This is a genomic window from Shimia aestuarii, assembly GCF_900114635.1.
In the GTDB taxonomy this organism is placed as follows: domain Bacteria; phylum Pseudomonadota; class Alphaproteobacteria; order Rhodobacterales; family Rhodobacteraceae; genus Shimia; species Shimia aestuarii.
The window spans coordinates 1,335,642-1,352,347 of record NZ_FOTQ01000001.1 but is presented as its reverse complement, the minus strand read 5'-3'; the positions used below and the strand labels follow the sequence as shown (position 1 = coordinate 1,352,347).

The window sequence follows — 16,706 nt, the reverse complement described above, 5'->3', positions numbered from 1 at the left end:
ACACCCCGGCTCCCGTCACATTCTCGGCCAAGCCCCTTAACAGGCGTCCTTTTTTCGTGTTTAGATAGAGCCAATAACAAGACCGAGGCAGGTCACACGAGCAGTCAGGCCAACAAAAAGGCCCTTCGCGGCATCCCGGCGTTTCTGACGCCGGTTTGATTGTTGCATACACCCGACCGGGATAACCCCGGCGCTGCTGGTGGAATCCGCTTAGGTGCGATGGGCGCAGGCAGCAGGCCGTTTGTGATAGAGGCTTTCAACGCCAACGCGTCCGACATGGCAAGGGACCAAAAGCATGAGCTGGATCGCATTATGTGATACCACCCGCGCGCATTTCCGCGCCGATGGTCTCGCGCGACATGCTCAGCCCTTGCCCAAGAACGGTCCCGATCTGCACCGGCCAATGGTCTCAGGCAGCTTTGTTCTTGAAACACAGGTTTCGCCCTATGACCGCCCCCAGCTCCTGATCGGCTACCGATCGCCTCGCCAGGCAAGCACCGCCCTGACGCTTCAGGCCGTGCCGGGTGGTGGCATCGTGCTTGTCATGACCCGGGGGGCAGAGACATTCCATGCCGCCGTCAACCTGGATACCGGGGGCCGCACCGACATTCTGCGTGTCACCTATAGCTGGGATCTGCGTGCCCGCCGGGGGCGCCTGACGGTCGAGCGTCCGGGCCGCGCGCGCATCGCCATGCGCGAGCTCACCGACCCGATGCCGCTCAGCCGGGCCGATCTGCGTGATATGGTCATGAAGCGCGAACTCTGTGTGCTGTCGTCCGACATCAGCTATGTCGCGGCCTCGGACCGGATCGAGCCCGTCGGACCGATGCCGTCGCTTTGCCCCAACACGCCGGTCATGACCGGGTCCGGTTATCGCCCGGCGTCAGATATCCGCCGCGGCGATGTCGTGCAGACTCTTGAAGGCAGCCTCGTGCCCGTTCTGGCCACATTCCGCCGGACTGTTCCCGCAGCGGGTCTGTTCGCTCCAGTGCGGCTGCGCTCCCCGTATTTCGGCCTGACTCAGGACATCACCGTTTCCCCGTCCCAGCAGCTTGTCATCGGTGGGTCGCGGGTCGAATACCTGTTCGGTTCCGAGCACGTGCTTGTGCCCTCCGGGCCGCTGACACACGGCAAGGCCGCATCGAAACGAAAGGGGGATCTTCTGATCACCTATTGCCAGTTGATGCTGCCGGATCACGAAGCAGTCCTCTGTGCCGGAACCTATCTTGAAACCCTCAACATCGGGCGCATCCGGCGCAAGCGCGACGCCCTGCGCGCCAGCCTGCTTTGCACCCAGCCGCGCAGCAGCCTGCCCGAACATTCCCGGACGGTGTTCCCGGTGCTGGGTGAGTTCGAGGCCCTGACACTCGCCGCACAACGCGCCGCCGCCTGACGGCGCCCGGCGCTCCGCCTCAGTTCATCGGCGCGTCACTGCTTTCGCTTTCCTCGCCATAGAAGAACGGCGTCAACTGCGCCACCACGACCGAGTTCTCGTCCAGAGCCCGTTGCATAAGCGCGCGTTCGTCCTCGGCAATGTCATGCCCCTGCGCCTCGCGCTCCTCGACAGTGCCATAGCCGGTCACATCCAGCGGATTGAGATCCGCCTGCTTGAGGATGGCCACGGTTTCGCGCACGGCCTCGGCTTCGTCCACGCCGCTGGCATAGATCATCAGCGCGCCCCCGGTGGCCTTGTCGGGAAGCCCGTCGCCCTCCTTGCGCCCAACCTGGACAAGAAGCGTATAGACCTGCTGGCGGGATTTTTTCTTGGGCTTTTCCATGGCGCTGGCCTTATCGCGGGACCGGCTGGCCCGTCAACCTGTGGATGCGGCGTTCCTTTGCTTTCGACTACAATTCGCGTCGATTGCGAGACAGATTGTCCCTTGGCGTAATCCAATTGGCAATGCTCTTGCCCTAGCTCTGAAAACATGGGCTCGCGACCGAGGCAGGTGTTCGCCCCCCGTTTTCAACGCGTCTCGCAAGCATGCGGAACGTCTCCTTTGCACAGGCTCCCGGGCGGCGCAAAGGGGGAATGGGCGTGGCGTTTTCTCCTGATAATTCGGTGCCGATTCCCAAGATAAGAAGGGGCGCCCACACATACGTGCCTTGTGAGTGAAGACGGTTATCAGAAGGGGGAATGGCGATGCCGACGGCTTCGGAACTGCCAATTGACACATCTGCCAGCGCCATGGACATGGCAGAGTCCATGTTCGGTTCGGGAATAGAAATCACGTCGGCCACCTATACCGGCGCCAGCGCTGCGTCGGGCATCTACAGCGATGGCGACACCGTCGCGCCGAATGTCACGCCATCGGATACCGGCGTCATCCTGTCCACCGGCAACGCCAGCGCAATCACCAACAGCTCGGGCGACGCCAACACCTCGGCTGGCACTTCGGGCAATATGCAGACCGCAGGCGATGCCGACCTCAACGCCATCGCCGGGGTCCAGACATACGATGCCGCCATTTTCGAAGCGACCTTCGTGCCCGATGGCAGCACGCTGACCATGCAGGTGGTGTTCTCGTCCGAGGAATATCTCGAATATGTCGGATCGGGTTTCAATGATGCGGTGGGCATCTGGGTCAACGGGGTCAAGGCCGAACTGACTGTCGGGGATGGCGACATCACCATCAACAACATCAACGATGCTTCGAATTCCAACCTTTACGTCGACAACCCGGCCAATGCCGAGGTCGCCAACACAGAGATGGACGGGTTCACCGTCACGCTGACCCTCAAGGCGCCGGTCAATCCGGGCGAGGAGAACACCATCAAGATCGGGATCGCCGATGGTGGCGACCGCAGTTATGATTCCAACCTTCTGATCGCGGGGGACTCGGTCCAATGCGCGCTCGTCGCCGGAGATGATGACATCGCCGTGGGGGCCGAAGGCGAAGACACGTTCGACATCCTTGCCAATGACAGCACCAGCGCGTCGGGCACGCTGACCATTACCCATATCAACGGTCAGTCGGTGACGGCGGGGGATACGATCACCCTTCCGACCGGTGAAATGATCACGCTGAACGCGGATGGAACGATCACCGTCGAAATGGACGAGGATATTGGCACCAACGTCTTCACCTACACGGTCGAGGACGCGGACGGGAACACCGATGTCGGCTTCGTCAATCTTGAAACCACCGAGGCGACCACGCCCTGTTTCGTCGCCGGGACCGAGATTCTGACCCAGACCGGCCTTGTCCCGGTCGAGGCGCTCGAACCCGGCCACATGATCCTGACCCGCGACAATGGCTTTCAGCCGCTGCGCTGGATCGGCAGGACAACCAGGCTTGCCCTTGGCCATGACGCCCCCATCAGTTTTGCGGCAGGGGCGCTGGGCAATCACGAGGCCGTGTCGTTTTCACCCAATCACCGGATCCTGCTCAACTCGCCCAAGGCGGCGCTGCTGTTTGGCGAATCCGAGGTGCTGGTCAAGGCGCGCGATCTGGTCAACGGCACCACCGTCACGGTTCAGGAAACCGGCAGGCCCGTCACCTACGTGCATCTTCTATTTGACCGCCACGAAATCGTGCGTGGCAACGGTATGGACAGCGAAAGCTATCATCCGGGCCGTGAGACCATGGACAGTTTCGATGCCGAAACACGCGAAGAAATCCTGCGCCTGATGCCGAACATGGATGCAATGATGGGCTATGGCTATGGCCCAGCCGCCCGCGTTGCCCTGCGCCGCTACGAAGCCGAGGCGCTGCTCAAGGTCGCCTGACAACGAAAAAGGCGCGCTCGAACCAAGCGCGCCTTCACCATTTCTCGCGATCCGTCGTGGGTCAGGCCCGCAACGGGATCAATCCCGCAGCAGCTCGTTGATCGAGGTTTTCGAGCGGGTCTGTGCATCCACACGTTTCACAATCACGGCACAGTACAGGTTCACACCGTTCTTCGACGGCATCGACCCGGCCACGACAACCGACCCGGCGGGCACTTCGCCATACATCACTTCGCCGGTTTCGCGGTCCACGATCTTGGTCGACTGGCCGATGAACACACCCATGCCCAGAACCGAGCCTTCGCGCACGATACAGCCTTCGACCACTTCCGAGCGCGCGCCGATGAAACAGTTGTCTTCAATGATGGTCGGGCCGGCCTGCATCGGCTCCAGAACGCCGCCAATGCCGACGCCGCCCGACAGGTGCACGTTCTTGCCGATCTGCGCACAAGAGCCAACGGTGGCCCAGGTGTCGACCATGGTGCCTTCGTCGACATAGGCGCCAAGGTTCACGAAGGACGGCATCAGCACCACGCCCGGCGCGACATAGGCCGATTTGCGCACGATACAGTTCGGCACGGCGCGGAACCCGGCTTGGGTCCATTCCGCATCGCCCCAGCCCTTGAACTTGCTGTCGACCTTGTCCCACCAGTGGCCGCCTTGCGGGCCGCCATCCTGCTGTTCCATGTCTTTCAGGCGAAAGCCCAGAAGCACGGCCTTCTTGGCCCACTGGTTCACGTGCCAGTCACCGCTCTCCATCTTCTCGGCAACACGCAGCTTGCCTGAATCCAGCGCATTGAGTGTGGCTTCGATGGCTTCGCGGGTTTCGCCGCCGGTCGACGGGGTGATGGTGTCGCGGGCTTCCCACGCGGCTTCGATGGCTTGTTCCAGTTGGGCGTTCGACATGTCTTTATGGCTCCGATGAAAGAGGATTCGGGCTTTCATAACGGCATCGCGCCTCGACGTCACCCTCGCAATCGCGTGACTGGCCCTACGGCGCCAAACACAGTACCCCTGAAAGGGAAATGCGCATTCAAGGAAATCCAATACATGCCCGAAGATCGTTTGCACCCTCTATCCGATGCCCACAGCGACCGCGACGCCGCAAGCCATGTGCCCGACACGCCGCAAACCCGTTCCAAGGCCTACCGGCTGGCTTTCGCGGATGATGATTTCCTGTGCCGCGAAGAACTGCGCCCGGTCCGCCTTCAACTCGAACTGCTGAAACCTCAGCTGATCCTCGACGAACACGGTATCGAAAGCACCATCGTGCTCTTTGGCGGGGCGCGTATCCCGGAGCCGTCCAAAAAGGACACGGCGCGCACAGCAACCCTCGCGGGGCTGTCAGAGTATTACGAAGAGGCGCGCAAATTCGCCCATCTCATGACCGAGCGCAGCAACGGGCGCGAGAATGTGATCGTTTCAGGGGGCGGTCCCGGTGTGATGGAGGCCGCGAACCGTGGTGCGGTGGATGCCGGGGGGAAATCAATCGGGCTCAACATCGTGCTACCGCATGAACAGGCGCCCAATGAATACGTGACGCCTGAGCTGTGCTTCAATTTCCACTATTTCGCGATTCGCAAGATGCACTTCCTGATGCGTGCCCGCGCGATTTGCGTCTTTCCCGGTGGATTCGGGACCATGGATGAAATGTTCGAATCGCTGACCTTGATCCAGACCGGCCGCATGGAATGCGTGCCGTTCCTGCTGTTCGGGCGCGACTTCTGGGAAAAAATCATCAACTGGGATGCGCTGGCGGATGCCGGCACGATCTCGGCCGAAGATCTGGAGCTGTTCCGCTTTGTCGAAACCGCCGAAGAGGCGATCGACGTGATCGACAATTGGGGCGATTGCGGGCGGCGGGGCGAAATCCCCGGACGTTAAAGCATCCACCGGGCGGGGAGGGCGGCGATAAAACGCCTTGCCCGCTTACTGGATATGGCCCGGCAAAACGCCCAGCTCGGTGCCTTGTGGCAGCTTGGTCACGACCTGTGCGCCCGCAACGTCCTTGATCGCATAGCCATACCCGGCGAGGCGGAATTTCCACTCCCGCACGCTCAGCGCCTTGCTGCGCTCGCGCTTCAGAATGTCCAGTACAGGCGCATCAATGATTGCGCCGCCAATATCTGCATGTGCCATCTGTCAGTCCCTTCCGTGATTGTTCACATTGAAGAAACTGTCTGTTGATCGGGGCTGAATTGGCGCCCAATTGTGGAAAGTTTATGGCGCAGAAACAGATTGTTTACGATTTCGGGACTTTCAGCGAGGGAAACAGGAACTTCGGCACCAGAATTCCGGCAATCAGCGCTCCCAGCCAGACCAGCAATGTCGCCGCCAAAAGATTGGCCGTCCCCCCGATCGTAAAGCCATCCACGAAAGGCTGCGTGATCAGCAGGCCAAGGAAAATCGTGATCAGGGACAATCCCCCCAACAGCGACGGCATGTTTTTTTCCGACAATTTGCGGATGATCGGCGTGATCACCATCAGCACCACGGTAAAGATCACCGTCACGATGATCAGGGCAAGGAACCCAATCGAAAACCCATCAAGCAGGATCGATGCCAGCAATAGGCCGGCAGCATTGGCAATCAGATGTGCCGCAGCGGAAATGACAAATCGGGGCATGCGCGCGTCCCTCCTCAGGAAAACCTGCGCCACAGCCTAAACGGTTTTCGCGATCTGTAAACGCGCGATCTCAGGCGCCGCCCAGCCCGGCTTCGGCCTCGATCTCCTTGCGCGACTTGCGCGCCCGCTCGGTGGCCGACTTCAACTGACCACAGGCGGCCATGATGTCTTCGCCGCGCGGGGTACGGATCGGAGAGGCATAGCCCGCCTTGTAGATGATGTCCGCGAAGGCCTCTATCCGGTCCCAGTCCGAGCGCTGATAAGGCGAACCGGGCCATTCGTTGAACGGGATCAGGTTGATCTTGGCCGGAATGCCGCTGATCAGCTTGACGAGGCGCCGTGCATCCGCGTCGCTGTCATTCACATCCTTCAGCATCACGTATTCAAAGGTGATCCGCTCGGAATTGGACAGGCTCGGATAGGCGCGCAGCGCCGCCAGAAGCTCTTCGATATTCCACCGTTTGTTGATCGGCACCAGCTTGTCGCGCACCTCGTCCGTGGTCGCGTGGAACGACACCGCCAGCATACAGCCGATCTCCTCGGCGGTCTTGGCAATCTCCGGCACCACGCCGCTAGTCGACAACGTGATCCGGCGGCGCGAAAGGGAAATCCCCTCGCCATCCATCGCGATCTTCATCGCGTCACGCACGTTATCGAAATTGTAAAGCGGCTCGCCCATGCCCATCAGCACGATATTCGACACCAGCCTTGGTCCCGCATCGCCCGTGCCGACGCCCGGCTGCGGCCATTCATCCAGATCGTCGCGTGCCATCATGATCTGCCCGACGATTTCCCCAGCGGTCAGGTTGCGCACCAGCTTCTGTGTGCCCGTATGGCAGAAGGAACAGGTCAGCGTGCAGCCCACCTGAGAACTCACACACAGCGTGCCACGGTCGGTCTCAGGGATGTAAACCACCTCAACCTCGTGCCCGCCCGCGATCCGCACAAGGTACTTGCGCGTTCCGTCCGCGCTGATCTGACGGCTCACCATCTCGGGGATCTCGATGCAGAACGTTTCGTCCAGCTGCGCGCGATACGCCTTGGCAAGGTTGGTCATGGCGTGGAAATCCCGCACACCCCACTGGTAAATCCACTGCCAGATCTGGTTCACCCGCATCTTGGCCTGCTTTTCCGGCGTGCCATTCTCGATCAGAACGCTGCGCAGCCCGTCCCGCGTCAACCCGACAAGGTTGATCTTGCCGCCCTCGGGCAGCTTGCGGGGAATGGTCATTACGTCCTGCGTGACGGGGGCGCTGGCGGTCATGGCTTTGGTGTCCGGGCTAGGAAATCAGACGGGTGCATTACACCATTTGGCCGCAAAAGCAAACAAAACAAGGGGCAGAGGGCCGGGTAGGGTGCGTCAGGCCACCCAGGCCGACCGCACCGCCACCTGCGCCTCGTGCGATTTCAAACAGCGCCGCGCCGTTTCGCCATAGGCTGCCAGCTCGATCAGCTCGGGGAACAGGCGCAACAATTCGTCCCGCGCCTCGTGCTCGAACTGGTCAAAGGTCAGTTCTCCGGGGTGGAAACTCTCGGTCTGCATCCCGTCGGAAATGATGATCTGATGCTTGTCGAACAGGATGTGGAAATATTCCGGCGTCGGCACATAGGACACCTGCTTGATACCCTTCCACCCGACAAGCTGCTTGGCCGGGATCAGAACCTCACGTTCCTCGAACAGCATTTCAAAGCTCGGGTCGCGCATCCAGATCCGGTGATTGGGCGAAACATAAAGGTCCCGCGCCGGCACGCCGCGCCCCATCGCCCCGCGCGGAATGCAGATCGGCGCGCATTTCTCATGCCCCGCGCCGCGCGCGTCGGCAACATAGGACCCGATCCAGCGGATCGGCGCAAAGCCGCCATCGCGCACCACGACCATGTCACCGGGGCGCAGGTTTTCCACAGCAACCTCGCCCCGCCGTGTGGCGATCTTGGTCCCGACAAGGAAACACGGGATCGTGCCTTCGTTAATGGCTCCCGTCGTCCAGTTGCCATTCTGATCAAGCTGAACCGATTCATTCTGGTTGTTGCCGGTTGATCCGATCTGGGTCGATGACATCCCCGCCGCCGGACCGCTTGTCGGGGTCACGATATTGTCAAACGACACGAAACTCACCACGACACCGTCCACCACCAGCGCGACGGCCCCGTCCTTGTGCACGGCCGCATCCAGCGAATAGACATCCTGCCCGAACATCGTGTCGTCGTAGTCGCCGATCCCGTTGATTGACCGCACGTTGCCATTGGGATGGTATACGACGATCTGGATGGTCGACACATCCATCCCGGCGGGCACAGAGGTTTCTATGAAATCCTGACTACCTGGCCCGCGATACTTGATCTCGGTAAATTTCGGCTCCGCCATGTCCTGCCTCCACGTTCCGTTCGTCCGACCGGTTGTCCCGATCGGCTTCCCCCGTGTGGCGATGTGGCAGTGTCCGGCCCTGGCAGAGGCCCCGTCCCGCCGCGAAAGGCGGGTGTTACATTACTTGCAGCGTTTCTCGGCGTCTTCCACTGCGGCGGTGAACCCGAGCAGCGAAAACGAATCCTCGGTCTTGGTCCCACGCGAGGACCGCGCCGTCAGCGTGGCCTTGCTGCCCCGCTTCATGGCCGCGATGATCTTGGCATCGTCCCCGGACGACGCAGGCCAAGCCCATTCGCCCTCGGTGATCATCACGAATGAGTTGCCATCTACGGTGACCTCGACATTCGATCCGCTGGCAAAGGGATAGCCGCCGGTAAACCCGACCTGTCCTTCGACCTTCATATGCGGCAGGTAGCTTACCATCAGAAGGATGTCGCTGCGGCGCACGGCGACAACGCGCCCTTCGCGCGTGTTGACGCTCTCCTTGGCGGTGCTGACCGCCCAGCATTCCTTCTTGCCGCTGTCGCTATGTTCGAAAACACTCCAGTCGGTCATGGCCGCGACCTGGTTTTCGCTGACCTGCTGCGCCTGCGCCCCAACGGCCAAAAGCGACAGACCCGCTGCCGCAACCAACGCGCTCACGAAACGTGATCCCATAATCCACAGCCTCCAAGCTGTTCATTTGCCTCAATTGTCCCGGCCCCGGCTTGATGCCTTGTTTTGTTGGGCTGGACATTTCTATCCCGATGGCCACAGTTTAGCCTGATTTATTTACCGGGTGAAAGACCCGTTGGCACAAAATTGCCGGTGAAAAAGCGAGGATTCATGGTTCAACCTGTCCCAATGGTGGAAATCTGGCGTGGTGATTTCCTTGAAAACACCCATCACGGCCATGCCGTGGTCTGCGACCCAAGTGGCGCGATCGTCGAAAGCTGGGGCGATCCAAACGCCGTGATCCTGCCGCGCAGCTCCTCCAAGATGCTCCAGGCATTGCCGCTGATCGAAAGCGGTGCCGCCGATGCGCATGGGCTGACGGACCAGCACCTCGCCCTTGCTTGCGCCTCCCATAACGGCGCCGATATCCACACATCCATGGTGCGTGACTGGCTTTCCGCACTTGGCCTTGGCGAAGACGATCTGCGCTGCGGCCCCCAGGAACCTGCCGACATCCCGGCCCGCAATGCCCTGATCCGCTGCGGTGATCCGGCCTGCCAGGTCCATAACAACTGCTCGGGTAAACACAGTGGTTTCCTGACCCTCTCACGCCATCTCGGCGCCGGCCCGGAATACATCGACCCGGACCACCCTGTGCAAAAAGCCGTGCGCGACGCGGTCGAGGAGACGACAAACGAAACCAGCCCCGGCTATGCCATCGACGGCTGTTCTGCCCCCAACTTTGCCAGCACCATGCACGGCATGGCCCGTGCCATGGCCTTCTTTGCCGCCGCGCGCGAAGGGCAGGGCACTCGCGCCACCGCCGCTGCCCGCCTGCGCGACGCCATGGCCAAACACCCCGAATATGTCGCCGGAGAAGGCCGCGCCTGCACCCGGCTCATGCGCGCCATGGATCACAAGGTCGCCATCAAAACCGGGGCCGAGGCCTATTTCATCGCCATCCTGCCCGAACAGGAACTGGGCATCGCGCTCAAGATCACCGACGGCACCACCCGCGCCGCCGAAGCCGCGATTGCCTCGCTTCTCGTACGCCACGGCGCGCTGGATCCGGACCATCCGACGGCCAAGGACTATATCGACGCCCCGATCACCAACCGGCGCGACATTCTCTGTGGTGTCATGAAACCCGCAGCCGGGTTTCCCTGACCCTGAAAAGCGAAGGGGCCGCAAATACGCGCGGCCCCTCTCTTCATTTTGCCAAAAATACTCCCGCCGGAGGCATCCTTCCGCCCGTCTCGCGCTGCCGGTGCAGATAGACCGCCTACATCTCCATCGCTTCTGCGACTTCCACGGTGCCGCCGACTCCGTCCAGGATCGGACAGCCCTTGGCGATCGCGATGGCTGCATCCATGTCGGCGGCATTGACCAGCGTGTAACCCGACACCGGGTTCGCCCCGCCATTGTCCTCGACACCCGACGCGGTCACGGTCTTGGACATCCCCGCCGGGTTGCCCCCGTCAATCAAGCCCGCGCCGATCCCTTCCATCCACGCGCCCCAGGCTGCCATGACCTTTTCGCCTTCTTCCGGCGTCTCGGGGCGTCCGCCGCCGTGGTAGATGAACATGAATTTGGGCATATCTTTTCTCCTCCTGTTGAAACCCTAGCTGAACAACGCGTCCAGCTTGTTGAGAGAGGATCCCCAACCCATCTCGTGATTCTGTGCGGCCTCGGCATCGGACAAGTCCCGATGGTCGAGGATCAGCGTCGCGCCGCCCTCCGAGGCCGCGACTGTAAACGTCACATGGCTCTCTGCCCCGCGCACATCTGCATCGTCATGCCAGGCCCATGTAAACCCGACCGAGCGCGGCGGATCATAGCTCGTCACCTGCCCCGAGACCTTGAACCGCTGCCCCTCGCCATTGACCATGACCGAAAGCCACGGCCCCAGCCGCGACAGGTCCAGCGCATGTTCGGGTACGTGCAGCCCTTCCGGTCCCCACCATTGCAACAGGTCCGCCTGCTGTGTGACAGCCGCAAAAAGCCGCTCCGGCGAGACCGGATAACTCCGCTCCAGTCGCAAATCGCTCATTCCTTGTCCTCCGCCAAAAGCGCGCCGAGCCGGTCCAACCCCGCCTCCCAGAACGCGCGATGATCCATGGTCCAGTTCGAAATCGCCCTGAGCGCTTCGGGCCGCACGGAATAAAGCCGCCGCGTGCCCTCCGCCCGCTGTCGGATCACCCCCGCCTCGCGCAACACCTTGAGATGCCGCGAAACCGCCGGTCCGCTGATCTCGGCATTCGCAACCAACACACCGGCGGGCAATTCCCCCTCGGCCATCAGCCGCTCCACGAGCGCAAGCCGCGTCTCATCGGACAGCGCGGCAAAAGTGTCTGTAAGCTGTGCCATGACCTTATTTAACATATCCGTTAAATAAAAAGCCAATGCTTTGTCGTCACGGTTTCGTGAGCGTGCAGAAAACCTGCCCCGGACTTGATCCGGGGGCGTGCTCTACGGCTGAAAGGATGAAGGTCCGGCTCAGCCGGGAACCCAGGTTCTTAAGCGGCAAACTCCGCCTTGGCATAGCCCTGAATGTAAAGCAGCGCGCTCAGGTCGCCGAAGTTGATGCGGATATCGCATTCCGCGGCTACCGACGGTTTCGCATGAAGCGCCACCCCGGCCCCGGCCAGCCCCAGCATCCCAAGGTCATTGGCCCCGTCGCCCACGGCCATCACGTCGTCATGGGTCAGCCCAAGGCGCTCAGAAATCTCTTTCAACGCCTGCACCTTGGCCTCGCGCCCAAGGATCGGCCGCCCCACATCGCCAGTCAGAACGCCGTCTTCGACCAACAGCATATTGGCCCGGTTCTCGTCAAACCCAAGCTCGGCAGCAACCTTGGCGGTAAACGCCGTGAACCCGCCCGATACCAGCGCGGCATAGGCGCCGTTCGCCTTCATCGTCGCCAAGAGAGCCTTCCCCCCCGGCATCAGCGTGATCCGTTCGGCCAACACCTTGCCAATCACGCCCTCGTTCAACCCCTTGAGCAACCCAACTCGTTCAGTGAGCGCGCCTTCAAAGTCCAGCTCGCCATTCATCGCCCGTGCCGTGATGTCCTTGACCCGCTCACCCACGCCGGCCTCGTCGGCCAGCTCATCAATGCATTCCTGCTGGATCATGGTGCTGTCCATATCGGCCAAGAGCATCTTCTTGCGGCGCCTCGCGGCGGGCAGGATCACGAGGTCGACACCCATCTTCTGCAAGTCCGCCCAAACGTCCCAGCGATTGTCCGGCATCATCTCCAGTGTGAACTCGGCGGCCTCATCCACGGCGAGCCAATTGGCGTCCCCACCCCCCCAGGCATTGCGCAGCGATTCGACCAGCGCAGGGTCAAGCGAAGGAGAGGAGGGGGCCGTAAGCATAATGGCGACGAACATGAGGTTTCTCCGATATTGGGCTGCCTAATTCTGCAGTGCGGCTATCATCTGAGCGCGCGCCCTGTCCAGCCTCGCCACGAAACGAGGGTTGTCCTCCCGAAATCGCTGCGCGAAATCATCGCTTTTTTGACCACCCAGTTTTTGATGTCGGTTCTGAGCTGTCACATCGACGCCCAGTTCAACACCGACATGCAAGGCGACTTGCCTGATCAGCGCAGTTTCATCCATCGCAATGGTCCGTTCATAGCTGAGCCGCAAGGGCTGCAGACCATTTCGAGAAAAGAGGCGTTCGGTGCGCTGTTCCATCCATCTGATGCGCCAGATGGCAAGCCTGATGGTCATGGCATCATACCGGAACGCCGCATCATCCGTGTCACCGCTCGCACTCTCGCGCCCAATGGCGTGCGCCTGCCGGGTCTGTAACATACGCAGTACCGAAACCGCCTGCGCGACGATATCTTCGCGTACCAACCACAGGCAGGCCTTAGGTTGCAACGCCTTGAGAAACCGAGCGCCGGTCCCAAACGCGCGCATGATGTGCAGAAAGGTGACCTCGCATCCAAAGACGCCGCCCAATTGATGTCCGCGCAACAAGAGTGGCGTGTAAGTCCGCATGCTCGTAGCCCCATAGAACTGCGCGATGGCTGGCATGAAGGCGGGATTGAAAACCTCATCGGGCTTGCCCAGCGCCCCGGTATGCGTCAACAGATCGGTCAGCCTCGACGATCCGCTGCGTGGCGTGAAGAAAATGACATAACGCGGATCGGCCAACGCCATTTCCTGCACTTGCTCGGCGCGTGCCGGATTGGCTTCTACCTCCCGAAACGGGTTTTGGAGAAACCCCAGACCTCTTGCGATCAGGTTCTTTTTTGCATCAGCCATTTTGTGACACCTGTTCACATCTCAAGTCATCCACCTTTGCCAAGTTTCCTATCATGAACAATCGAGACGCAAAATTGGTGCAATTGGTCGCTTTGGGGTCATTTATCAGGTTGCCGACCGAAGATTCGCCGACTATGTCCGTCCGTGGGACACCCCTCCCCAACGAGGGGCGCTTATCTGGAAGGGTAGCATTGATGGCTATTTCACAACCGGCAACGCGGCCGGCCAACCCGCGTTTTTCCTCTGGCCCCTGCGCCAAACCCCCCACATTCGATGTCACCAAACTCGCCGACGCCGCTCTGGGCCGTTCGCACCGTGCCGCCATTGGCAAGGACAAGCTGAAGGCCGCGATCGAAGGTACGCGCGAAGTTCTGGGCATCCCCGCTGATTACAAGATCGGCATCGTTCCCGCATCGGACACCGGCGCGGTCGAAATGGCCCTGTGGTCGCTTCTGGGCGCACGCAAGGTCGAGATGCTGGCATGGGAGAGCTTCGGCTCCGGCTGGGTCACCGACGTGGTGAAACAGCTCAAGATCGACGCCGAAGTGAAAACCGCCGACTACGGCCAGATCGTCGATCTCGCCTCGGTCGATTGCAACAACGACGTTGTCTTCACATGGAACGGCACCACCGCCGGTGTGCGCGTTCCCAATGCCGACTGGATCGCGGATGACCGCGAGGGCCTCACAATCTGCGACGCCACCTCGGCGGCCTTCGCGATGGACCTGCCCTGGGACAAGCTCGATGTGACCACCTTCTCCTGGCAGAAAGTGCTGGGTGGCGAAGCCGCGCATGGCATGCTGATCCTCAGCCCCCGCGCCGTTGAACGTCTGGAAAGCTACACCCCCGCATGGCCCCTGCCGAAAATCTTCCGCCTGACCAAAGGCGGCAAGCTGATCGACGGCATCTTCACCGGCGCCACCATCAACACGCCCTCGATGCTGGCCGTCGAAGACTATCTCTTTGCACTGGACTGGGCGCGCTCGGTGGGTGGCCTCAAGGGCCTGATCGCCCGCGCCGATGCCAACGCACAGGCCGTGTTCGATTTCTGCGACGCAAATGACTGGATCGCCAACCTCGCCGAAGATGACGCGACCCGTTCGAACACCAGCGTTTGCCTGAAGTTCACCGACGACCGCATCAAGGACGGCGCCGCCTTTGCCAAGGCCGTGGCCAAGCGCCTTGAGAACGAGAACATCGCTCTAGATATCGGTGCCTACCGCGACGCCCCTGCCGGTCTTCGCATCTGGTGCGGCGGCACGGTGGAAACCTCGGATATCGAGGCCATGCTGCCCTGGCTCGCATGGGCCTTTGAAGCCGAAATCGAAGCACAAGCTTAAGTTCCGGGCGCGGGGGAAACCCCGCCCCTTTCTCCCTGACATTCATCTTTGAAGGAGCGCCACCATGGCCCCCAAAGTTCTCGTATCCGACAAACTGTCCGAAACCGCCGTGCAGATCTTCCGCGATCGCGGCATTGACGTCGACTTCATGCCCGACCTTGGCAAGGACAAGGACAAGCTTGCCGAAGTGATCGGCCAGTATGACGGCCTCGCCATCCGCTCGGCAACCAAGGTCACCCCGACCATCCTCGAAGCAGCCACCAACCTCAAAGTGGTTGGTCGCGCCGGCATCGGCACCGACAACGTCGACAAGGAAGCCGCATCGAAAAAGGGTGTGATCGTCATGAACACGCCCTTCGGCAACATGATCACCACCGCCGAACACGCCATCGCGATGATGTTCGCCGTCGCCCGCCAGATCCCCGAGGCCTCCGCCTCGACCCACGCGGGCAAATGGGAAAAATCCAAGTTCATGGGTGTCGAACTCACCAACAAGACCCTCGGCGTCATCGGTGCCGGCAACATCGGCGGCATCGTCTGCGACCGTGCCCGTGGCCTCAAGATGAAGGTCATCGCCTATGACCCCTTCCTCTCGGAAGAGAAGGCCAACAAGATGGGCGTCGAAAAGGTCGAACTCGACGATCTCCTCGCCCGCGCCGATTTCATCACCCTGCACGTGCCCTTCACCCCGGCAACCGCCAACATCCTGTCGGCGGAAAACCTCGCCAAGACCAAGAAAGGCGTGCGCATCATCAACTGTGCCCGCGGTGGTCTGGTGGACGAAGAAGCCCTCGCAGAGCTGCTGAAATCCGGCCACGTGGCTGGTGCGGCCTTTGACGTGTTCTCCGAAGAACCCGCCAAGGAAAACCCGCTCTTCAACCTGCCCAACGTGGTCTGCACCCCGCACCTCGGCGCGGCAACCACTGAAGCCCAGGAAAACGTCGCCCTGCAGGTTGCCGATCAGATGGCGAACTACCTGCTGACCGGCGCTGTCGAAAACGCGCTCAACATGCCGTCCGTGACTGCCGAAGAAGCCAAGATCATGGGCCCGTGGATCAAGCTCGCCGATCACCTTGGCGCCTTCGCAGGTCAGCTCACCGACGAGCCGATCAAGGCGATCAACATCCTTTACGACGGTGTCGCCGCCGACATGAACCTCGAGGCCCTGAACTGCTCGGTCATCGCAGGTATCATGAAGCGCGTGAACCCCGACGTGAACATGGTCTCGGCCCCGGTTGTGGCCAAGGAACGTGGCATCAAGATCTCGACCACCAATCAGGACAAGGCAGGCGCCTTTGACGGTTATGTCAAGGTCACCGTCGTCACCGACGCACGCGAACGCTCGGTTGCGGGCACGGTATTCTCGGATGGCAAGCCGCGCTTCATCCAGATCAAGGGCATCAACATCGACGCCGAGGTCGGCGCCAACATGCTCTACACCACCAACGAAGACGTGCCGGGCATCATCGGTATGCTGGGTCAGACCATGGGCGAAAACGGCGTCAACATCGCCAACTTTACCCTTGGCCGCGCTGACGTCGGTGGCGAAGCCATCGCTCTGCTCTACGTCGATGATCAAGTCCCTGCACCGATCATCGAGAAACTGTGCAAGACCGGCATGTTCCGTCAGGTGAAACCGCTCGCCTTTGACGTGGCGTGATCCTGAAACGCACTGCAAAATCGACGCCGTCCCACACCGGGGCGGCGTTTTGCTTTTCCC

18 protein-coding genes are annotated in these 16,706 nt (G+C 61.2%); 6 read left to right on the top strand and 12 right to left on the bottom strand.

Annotation, left to right across the window (positions count from 1 at the left end; all coding sequences use genetic code 11):
• Positions 1–295: 295 nt before the first annotated feature.
• Complete coding sequence (locus BMZ35_RS06655; RefSeq protein WP_093092019.1) at positions 296–1,393, top strand: Hint domain-containing protein; 1,098 nt, start codon at positions 296–298, stop codon at positions 1,391–1,393.
• A gap of 19 nt (positions 1,394–1,412) precedes the next feature.
• Here the strand turns inward: BMZ35_RS06655 and BMZ35_RS06650 are convergent, their stop codons facing one another.
• Positions 1,413–1,778 carry a hypothetical protein gene (locus BMZ35_RS06650; protein WP_093092017.1) on the bottom strand — a complete coding sequence of 122 codons (366 nt, stop codon included), beginning with the start codon at positions 1,776–1,778 and terminating at the stop codon, positions 1,413–1,415.
• Positions 1,779–2,134: 356 nt separating this feature from the next.
• On the opposite strand from BMZ35_RS06650, the gene BMZ35_RS06645 reads away from it, so the two are divergent.
• A complete protein-coding gene (locus BMZ35_RS06645; protein ID WP_423227747.1) occupies positions 2,135–3,727 on the top strand; it encodes a choice-of-anchor L domain-containing protein in 1,593 nt (530 codons plus the stop codon).
• Positions 3,728–3,805: 78 nt separating this feature from the next.
• Here the strand turns inward: BMZ35_RS06645 and dapD are convergent, their stop codons facing one another.
• Positions 3,806–4,633, bottom strand: a complete 828-nt coding sequence (gene dapD / locus BMZ35_RS06640) for a 2,3,4,5-tetrahydropyridine-2,6-dicarboxylate N-succinyltransferase (protein ID WP_093092015.1) — start codon at positions 4,631–4,633, stop codon at positions 3,806–3,808.
• A gap of 144 nt (positions 4,634–4,777) precedes the next feature.
• Between dapD and BMZ35_RS06635 the strand changes: the two genes are divergently transcribed.
• On the top strand, positions 4,778–5,611 hold the full coding sequence (locus BMZ35_RS06635; protein WP_093092013.1) for an LOG family protein: 834 nt from the start codon (positions 4,778–4,780) through the stop codon (positions 5,609–5,611).
• 45 nt (positions 5,612–5,656) lie between these two features.
• Here BMZ35_RS06635 and BMZ35_RS06630 read toward each other — a convergent pair whose 3' ends face one another.
• The 5 genes from BMZ35_RS06630 to BMZ35_RS06610 form a co-directional block, all read right to left on the bottom strand.
• Positions 5,657–5,866 (bottom strand): hypothetical protein, encoded by a 210-nt coding sequence (locus BMZ35_RS06630; RefSeq protein ID WP_093092011.1) that lies wholly within the window; start codon positions 5,864–5,866, stop codon positions 5,657–5,659.
• A gap of 103 nt (positions 5,867–5,969) precedes the next feature.
• The gene (locus tag BMZ35_RS06625; protein ID WP_093092009.1) at positions 5,970–6,353 is read right to left on the bottom strand and encodes a phage holin family protein; all 384 of its coding nucleotides are present in this window, start codon (positions 6,351–6,353) and stop codon (positions 5,970–5,972) included.
• Positions 6,354–6,423: 70 nt separating this feature from the next.
• Positions 6,424–7,617: a dual-specificity RNA methyltransferase RlmN gene (gene rlmN, locus BMZ35_RS06620; protein WP_093092008.1), complete on the bottom strand. Its 1,194-nt coding sequence runs from the start codon at positions 7,615–7,617 to the stop codon at positions 6,424–6,426.
• Positions 7,618–7,713: 96 nt separating this feature from the next.
• Complete coding sequence (locus tag BMZ35_RS06615) at positions 7,714–8,718, bottom strand: Hint domain-containing protein (RefSeq protein ID WP_093092006.1); 1,005 nt, start codon at positions 8,716–8,718, stop codon at positions 7,714–7,716.
• A gap of 120 nt (positions 8,719–8,838) precedes the next feature.
• A complete protein-coding gene (locus BMZ35_RS06610) occupies positions 8,839–9,375 on the bottom strand; it encodes an invasion associated locus B family protein (protein WP_093092004.1) in 537 nt (178 codons plus the stop codon).
• Between the two features lie 168 nt (positions 9,376–9,543).
• Here BMZ35_RS06610 and BMZ35_RS06605 point away from each other — a divergent pair, with 168 nt between their 5' ends.
• The gene (locus tag BMZ35_RS06605) at positions 9,544–10,539 is read left to right on the top strand and encodes an asparaginase (RefSeq protein WP_093092002.1); all 996 of its coding nucleotides are present in this window, start codon (positions 9,544–9,546) and stop codon (positions 10,537–10,539) included.
• Positions 10,540–10,654: 115 nt separating this feature from the next.
• Here BMZ35_RS06605 and BMZ35_RS06600 read toward each other — a convergent pair whose 3' ends face one another.
• The 5 genes from BMZ35_RS06600 to BMZ35_RS06580 all read right to left on the bottom strand — a co-directional run bounded on the left by BMZ35_RS06600 (position 10,655) and on the right by BMZ35_RS06580 (position 13,646).
• Entirely contained in the window at positions 10,655–10,969 is a 315-nt protein-coding gene (locus tag BMZ35_RS06600) for a YciI family protein (RefSeq protein WP_093092000.1), read from the bottom strand.
• Between the two features lie 24 nt (positions 10,970–10,993).
• On the bottom strand, positions 10,994–11,422 hold the full coding sequence (locus BMZ35_RS06595; protein ID WP_093091999.1) for an SRPBCC family protein: 429 nt from the start codon (positions 11,420–11,422) through the stop codon (positions 10,994–10,996).
• Positions 11,419–11,739 (bottom strand): ArsR/SmtB family transcription factor, encoded by a 321-nt coding sequence (locus BMZ35_RS06590; protein ID WP_093092649.1) that lies wholly within the window; start codon positions 11,737–11,739, stop codon positions 11,419–11,421. The genes BMZ35_RS06595 and BMZ35_RS06590 overlap by 4 nt, the downstream gene beginning before the upstream one ends.
• A gap of 149 nt (positions 11,740–11,888) precedes the next feature.
• Positions 11,889–12,764, bottom strand: coding sequence for a phosphoserine phosphatase SerB (gene serB / locus BMZ35_RS06585; RefSeq protein WP_093091997.1), 876 nt, complete (start codon positions 12,762–12,764; stop codon positions 11,889–11,891).
• 24 nt (positions 12,765–12,788) lie between these two features.
• A complete protein-coding gene (locus BMZ35_RS06580; protein WP_093091996.1) occupies positions 12,789–13,646 on the bottom strand; it encodes a Stf0 family sulfotransferase in 858 nt (285 codons plus the stop codon).
• Positions 13,647–13,840: 194 nt separating this feature from the next.
• On the opposite strand from BMZ35_RS06580, the gene BMZ35_RS06575 reads away from it, so the two are divergent.
• The gene (locus tag BMZ35_RS06575; RefSeq protein WP_093091994.1) at positions 13,841–14,986 is read left to right on the top strand and encodes a phosphoserine transaminase; all 1,146 of its coding nucleotides are present in this window, start codon (positions 13,841–13,843) and stop codon (positions 14,984–14,986) included.
• Between the two features lie 64 nt (positions 14,987–15,050).
• Positions 15,051–16,646, top strand: coding sequence for a phosphoglycerate dehydrogenase (serA, locus tag BMZ35_RS06570; RefSeq protein ID WP_093091992.1), 1,596 nt, complete (start codon positions 15,051–15,053; stop codon positions 16,644–16,646).
• The last annotated feature ends 60 nt before the right edge of the window (positions 16,647–16,706 follow it).

Excerpts from the sequence above, each read along its gene's own strand:
- BMZ35_RS06655 (WP_093092019.1), top strand. The coding sequence starts at position 296 with ATGAGCTGGATCGCATTATGTGATACCACCCGCGCGCATTTCCGCGCC.
- BMZ35_RS06650 (WP_093092017.1), bottom strand. The coding sequence starts at position 1,778 with ATGGAAAAGCCCAAGAAAAAATCCCGCCAGCAGGTCTATACGCTTCTT.
- BMZ35_RS06645 (WP_423227747.1), top strand. The coding sequence starts at position 2,135 with ATGGCGATGCCGACGGCTTCGGAACTGCCAATTGACACATCTGCCAGC.
- dapD (WP_093092015.1), bottom strand. The coding sequence starts at position 4,633 with ATGTCGAACGCCCAACTGGAACAAGCCATCGAAGCCGCGTGGGAAGCC.
- BMZ35_RS06635 (WP_093092013.1), top strand. The coding sequence starts at position 4,778 with ATGCCCGAAGATCGTTTGCACCCTCTATCCGATGCCCACAGCGACCGC.
- BMZ35_RS06630 (WP_093092011.1), bottom strand. The coding sequence starts at position 5,866 with ATGGCACATGCAGATATTGGCGGCGCAATCATTGATGCGCCTGTACTG.
- BMZ35_RS06625 (WP_093092009.1), bottom strand. The coding sequence starts at position 6,353 with ATGCCCCGATTTGTCATTTCCGCTGCGGCACATCTGATTGCCAATGCT.
- rlmN (WP_093092008.1), bottom strand. The coding sequence starts at position 7,617 with ATGACCGCCAGCGCCCCCGTCACGCAGGACGTAATGACCATTCCCCGC.
- BMZ35_RS06615 (WP_093092006.1), bottom strand. The coding sequence starts at position 8,718 with ATGGCGGAGCCGAAATTTACCGAGATCAAGTATCGCGGGCCAGGTAGT.
- BMZ35_RS06610 (WP_093092004.1), bottom strand. The coding sequence starts at position 9,375 with ATGGGATCACGTTTCGTGAGCGCGTTGGTTGCGGCAGCGGGTCTGTCG.
- BMZ35_RS06605 (WP_093092002.1), top strand. The coding sequence starts at position 9,544 with ATGGTTCAACCTGTCCCAATGGTGGAAATCTGGCGTGGTGATTTCCTT.
- BMZ35_RS06600 (WP_093092000.1), bottom strand. The coding sequence starts at position 10,969 with ATGCCCAAATTCATGTTCATCTACCACGGCGGCGGACGCCCCGAGACG.
- BMZ35_RS06595 (WP_093091999.1), bottom strand. The coding sequence starts at position 11,422 with ATGAGCGATTTGCGACTGGAGCGGAGTTATCCGGTCTCGCCGGAGCGG.
- BMZ35_RS06590 (WP_093092649.1), bottom strand. The coding sequence starts at position 11,739 with ATGGCACAGCTTACAGACACTTTTGCCGCGCTGTCCGATGAGACGCGG.
- serB (WP_093091997.1), bottom strand. The coding sequence starts at position 12,764 with ATGTTCGTCGCCATTATGCTTACGGCCCCCTCCTCTCCTTCGCTTGAC.
- BMZ35_RS06580 (WP_093091996.1), bottom strand. The coding sequence starts at position 13,646 with ATGGCTGATGCAAAAAAGAACCTGATCGCAAGAGGTCTGGGGTTTCTC.
- BMZ35_RS06575 (WP_093091994.1), top strand. The coding sequence starts at position 13,841 with ATGGCTATTTCACAACCGGCAACGCGGCCGGCCAACCCGCGTTTTTCC.
- serA (WP_093091992.1), top strand. The coding sequence starts at position 15,051 with ATGGCCCCCAAAGTTCTCGTATCCGACAAACTGTCCGAAACCGCCGTG.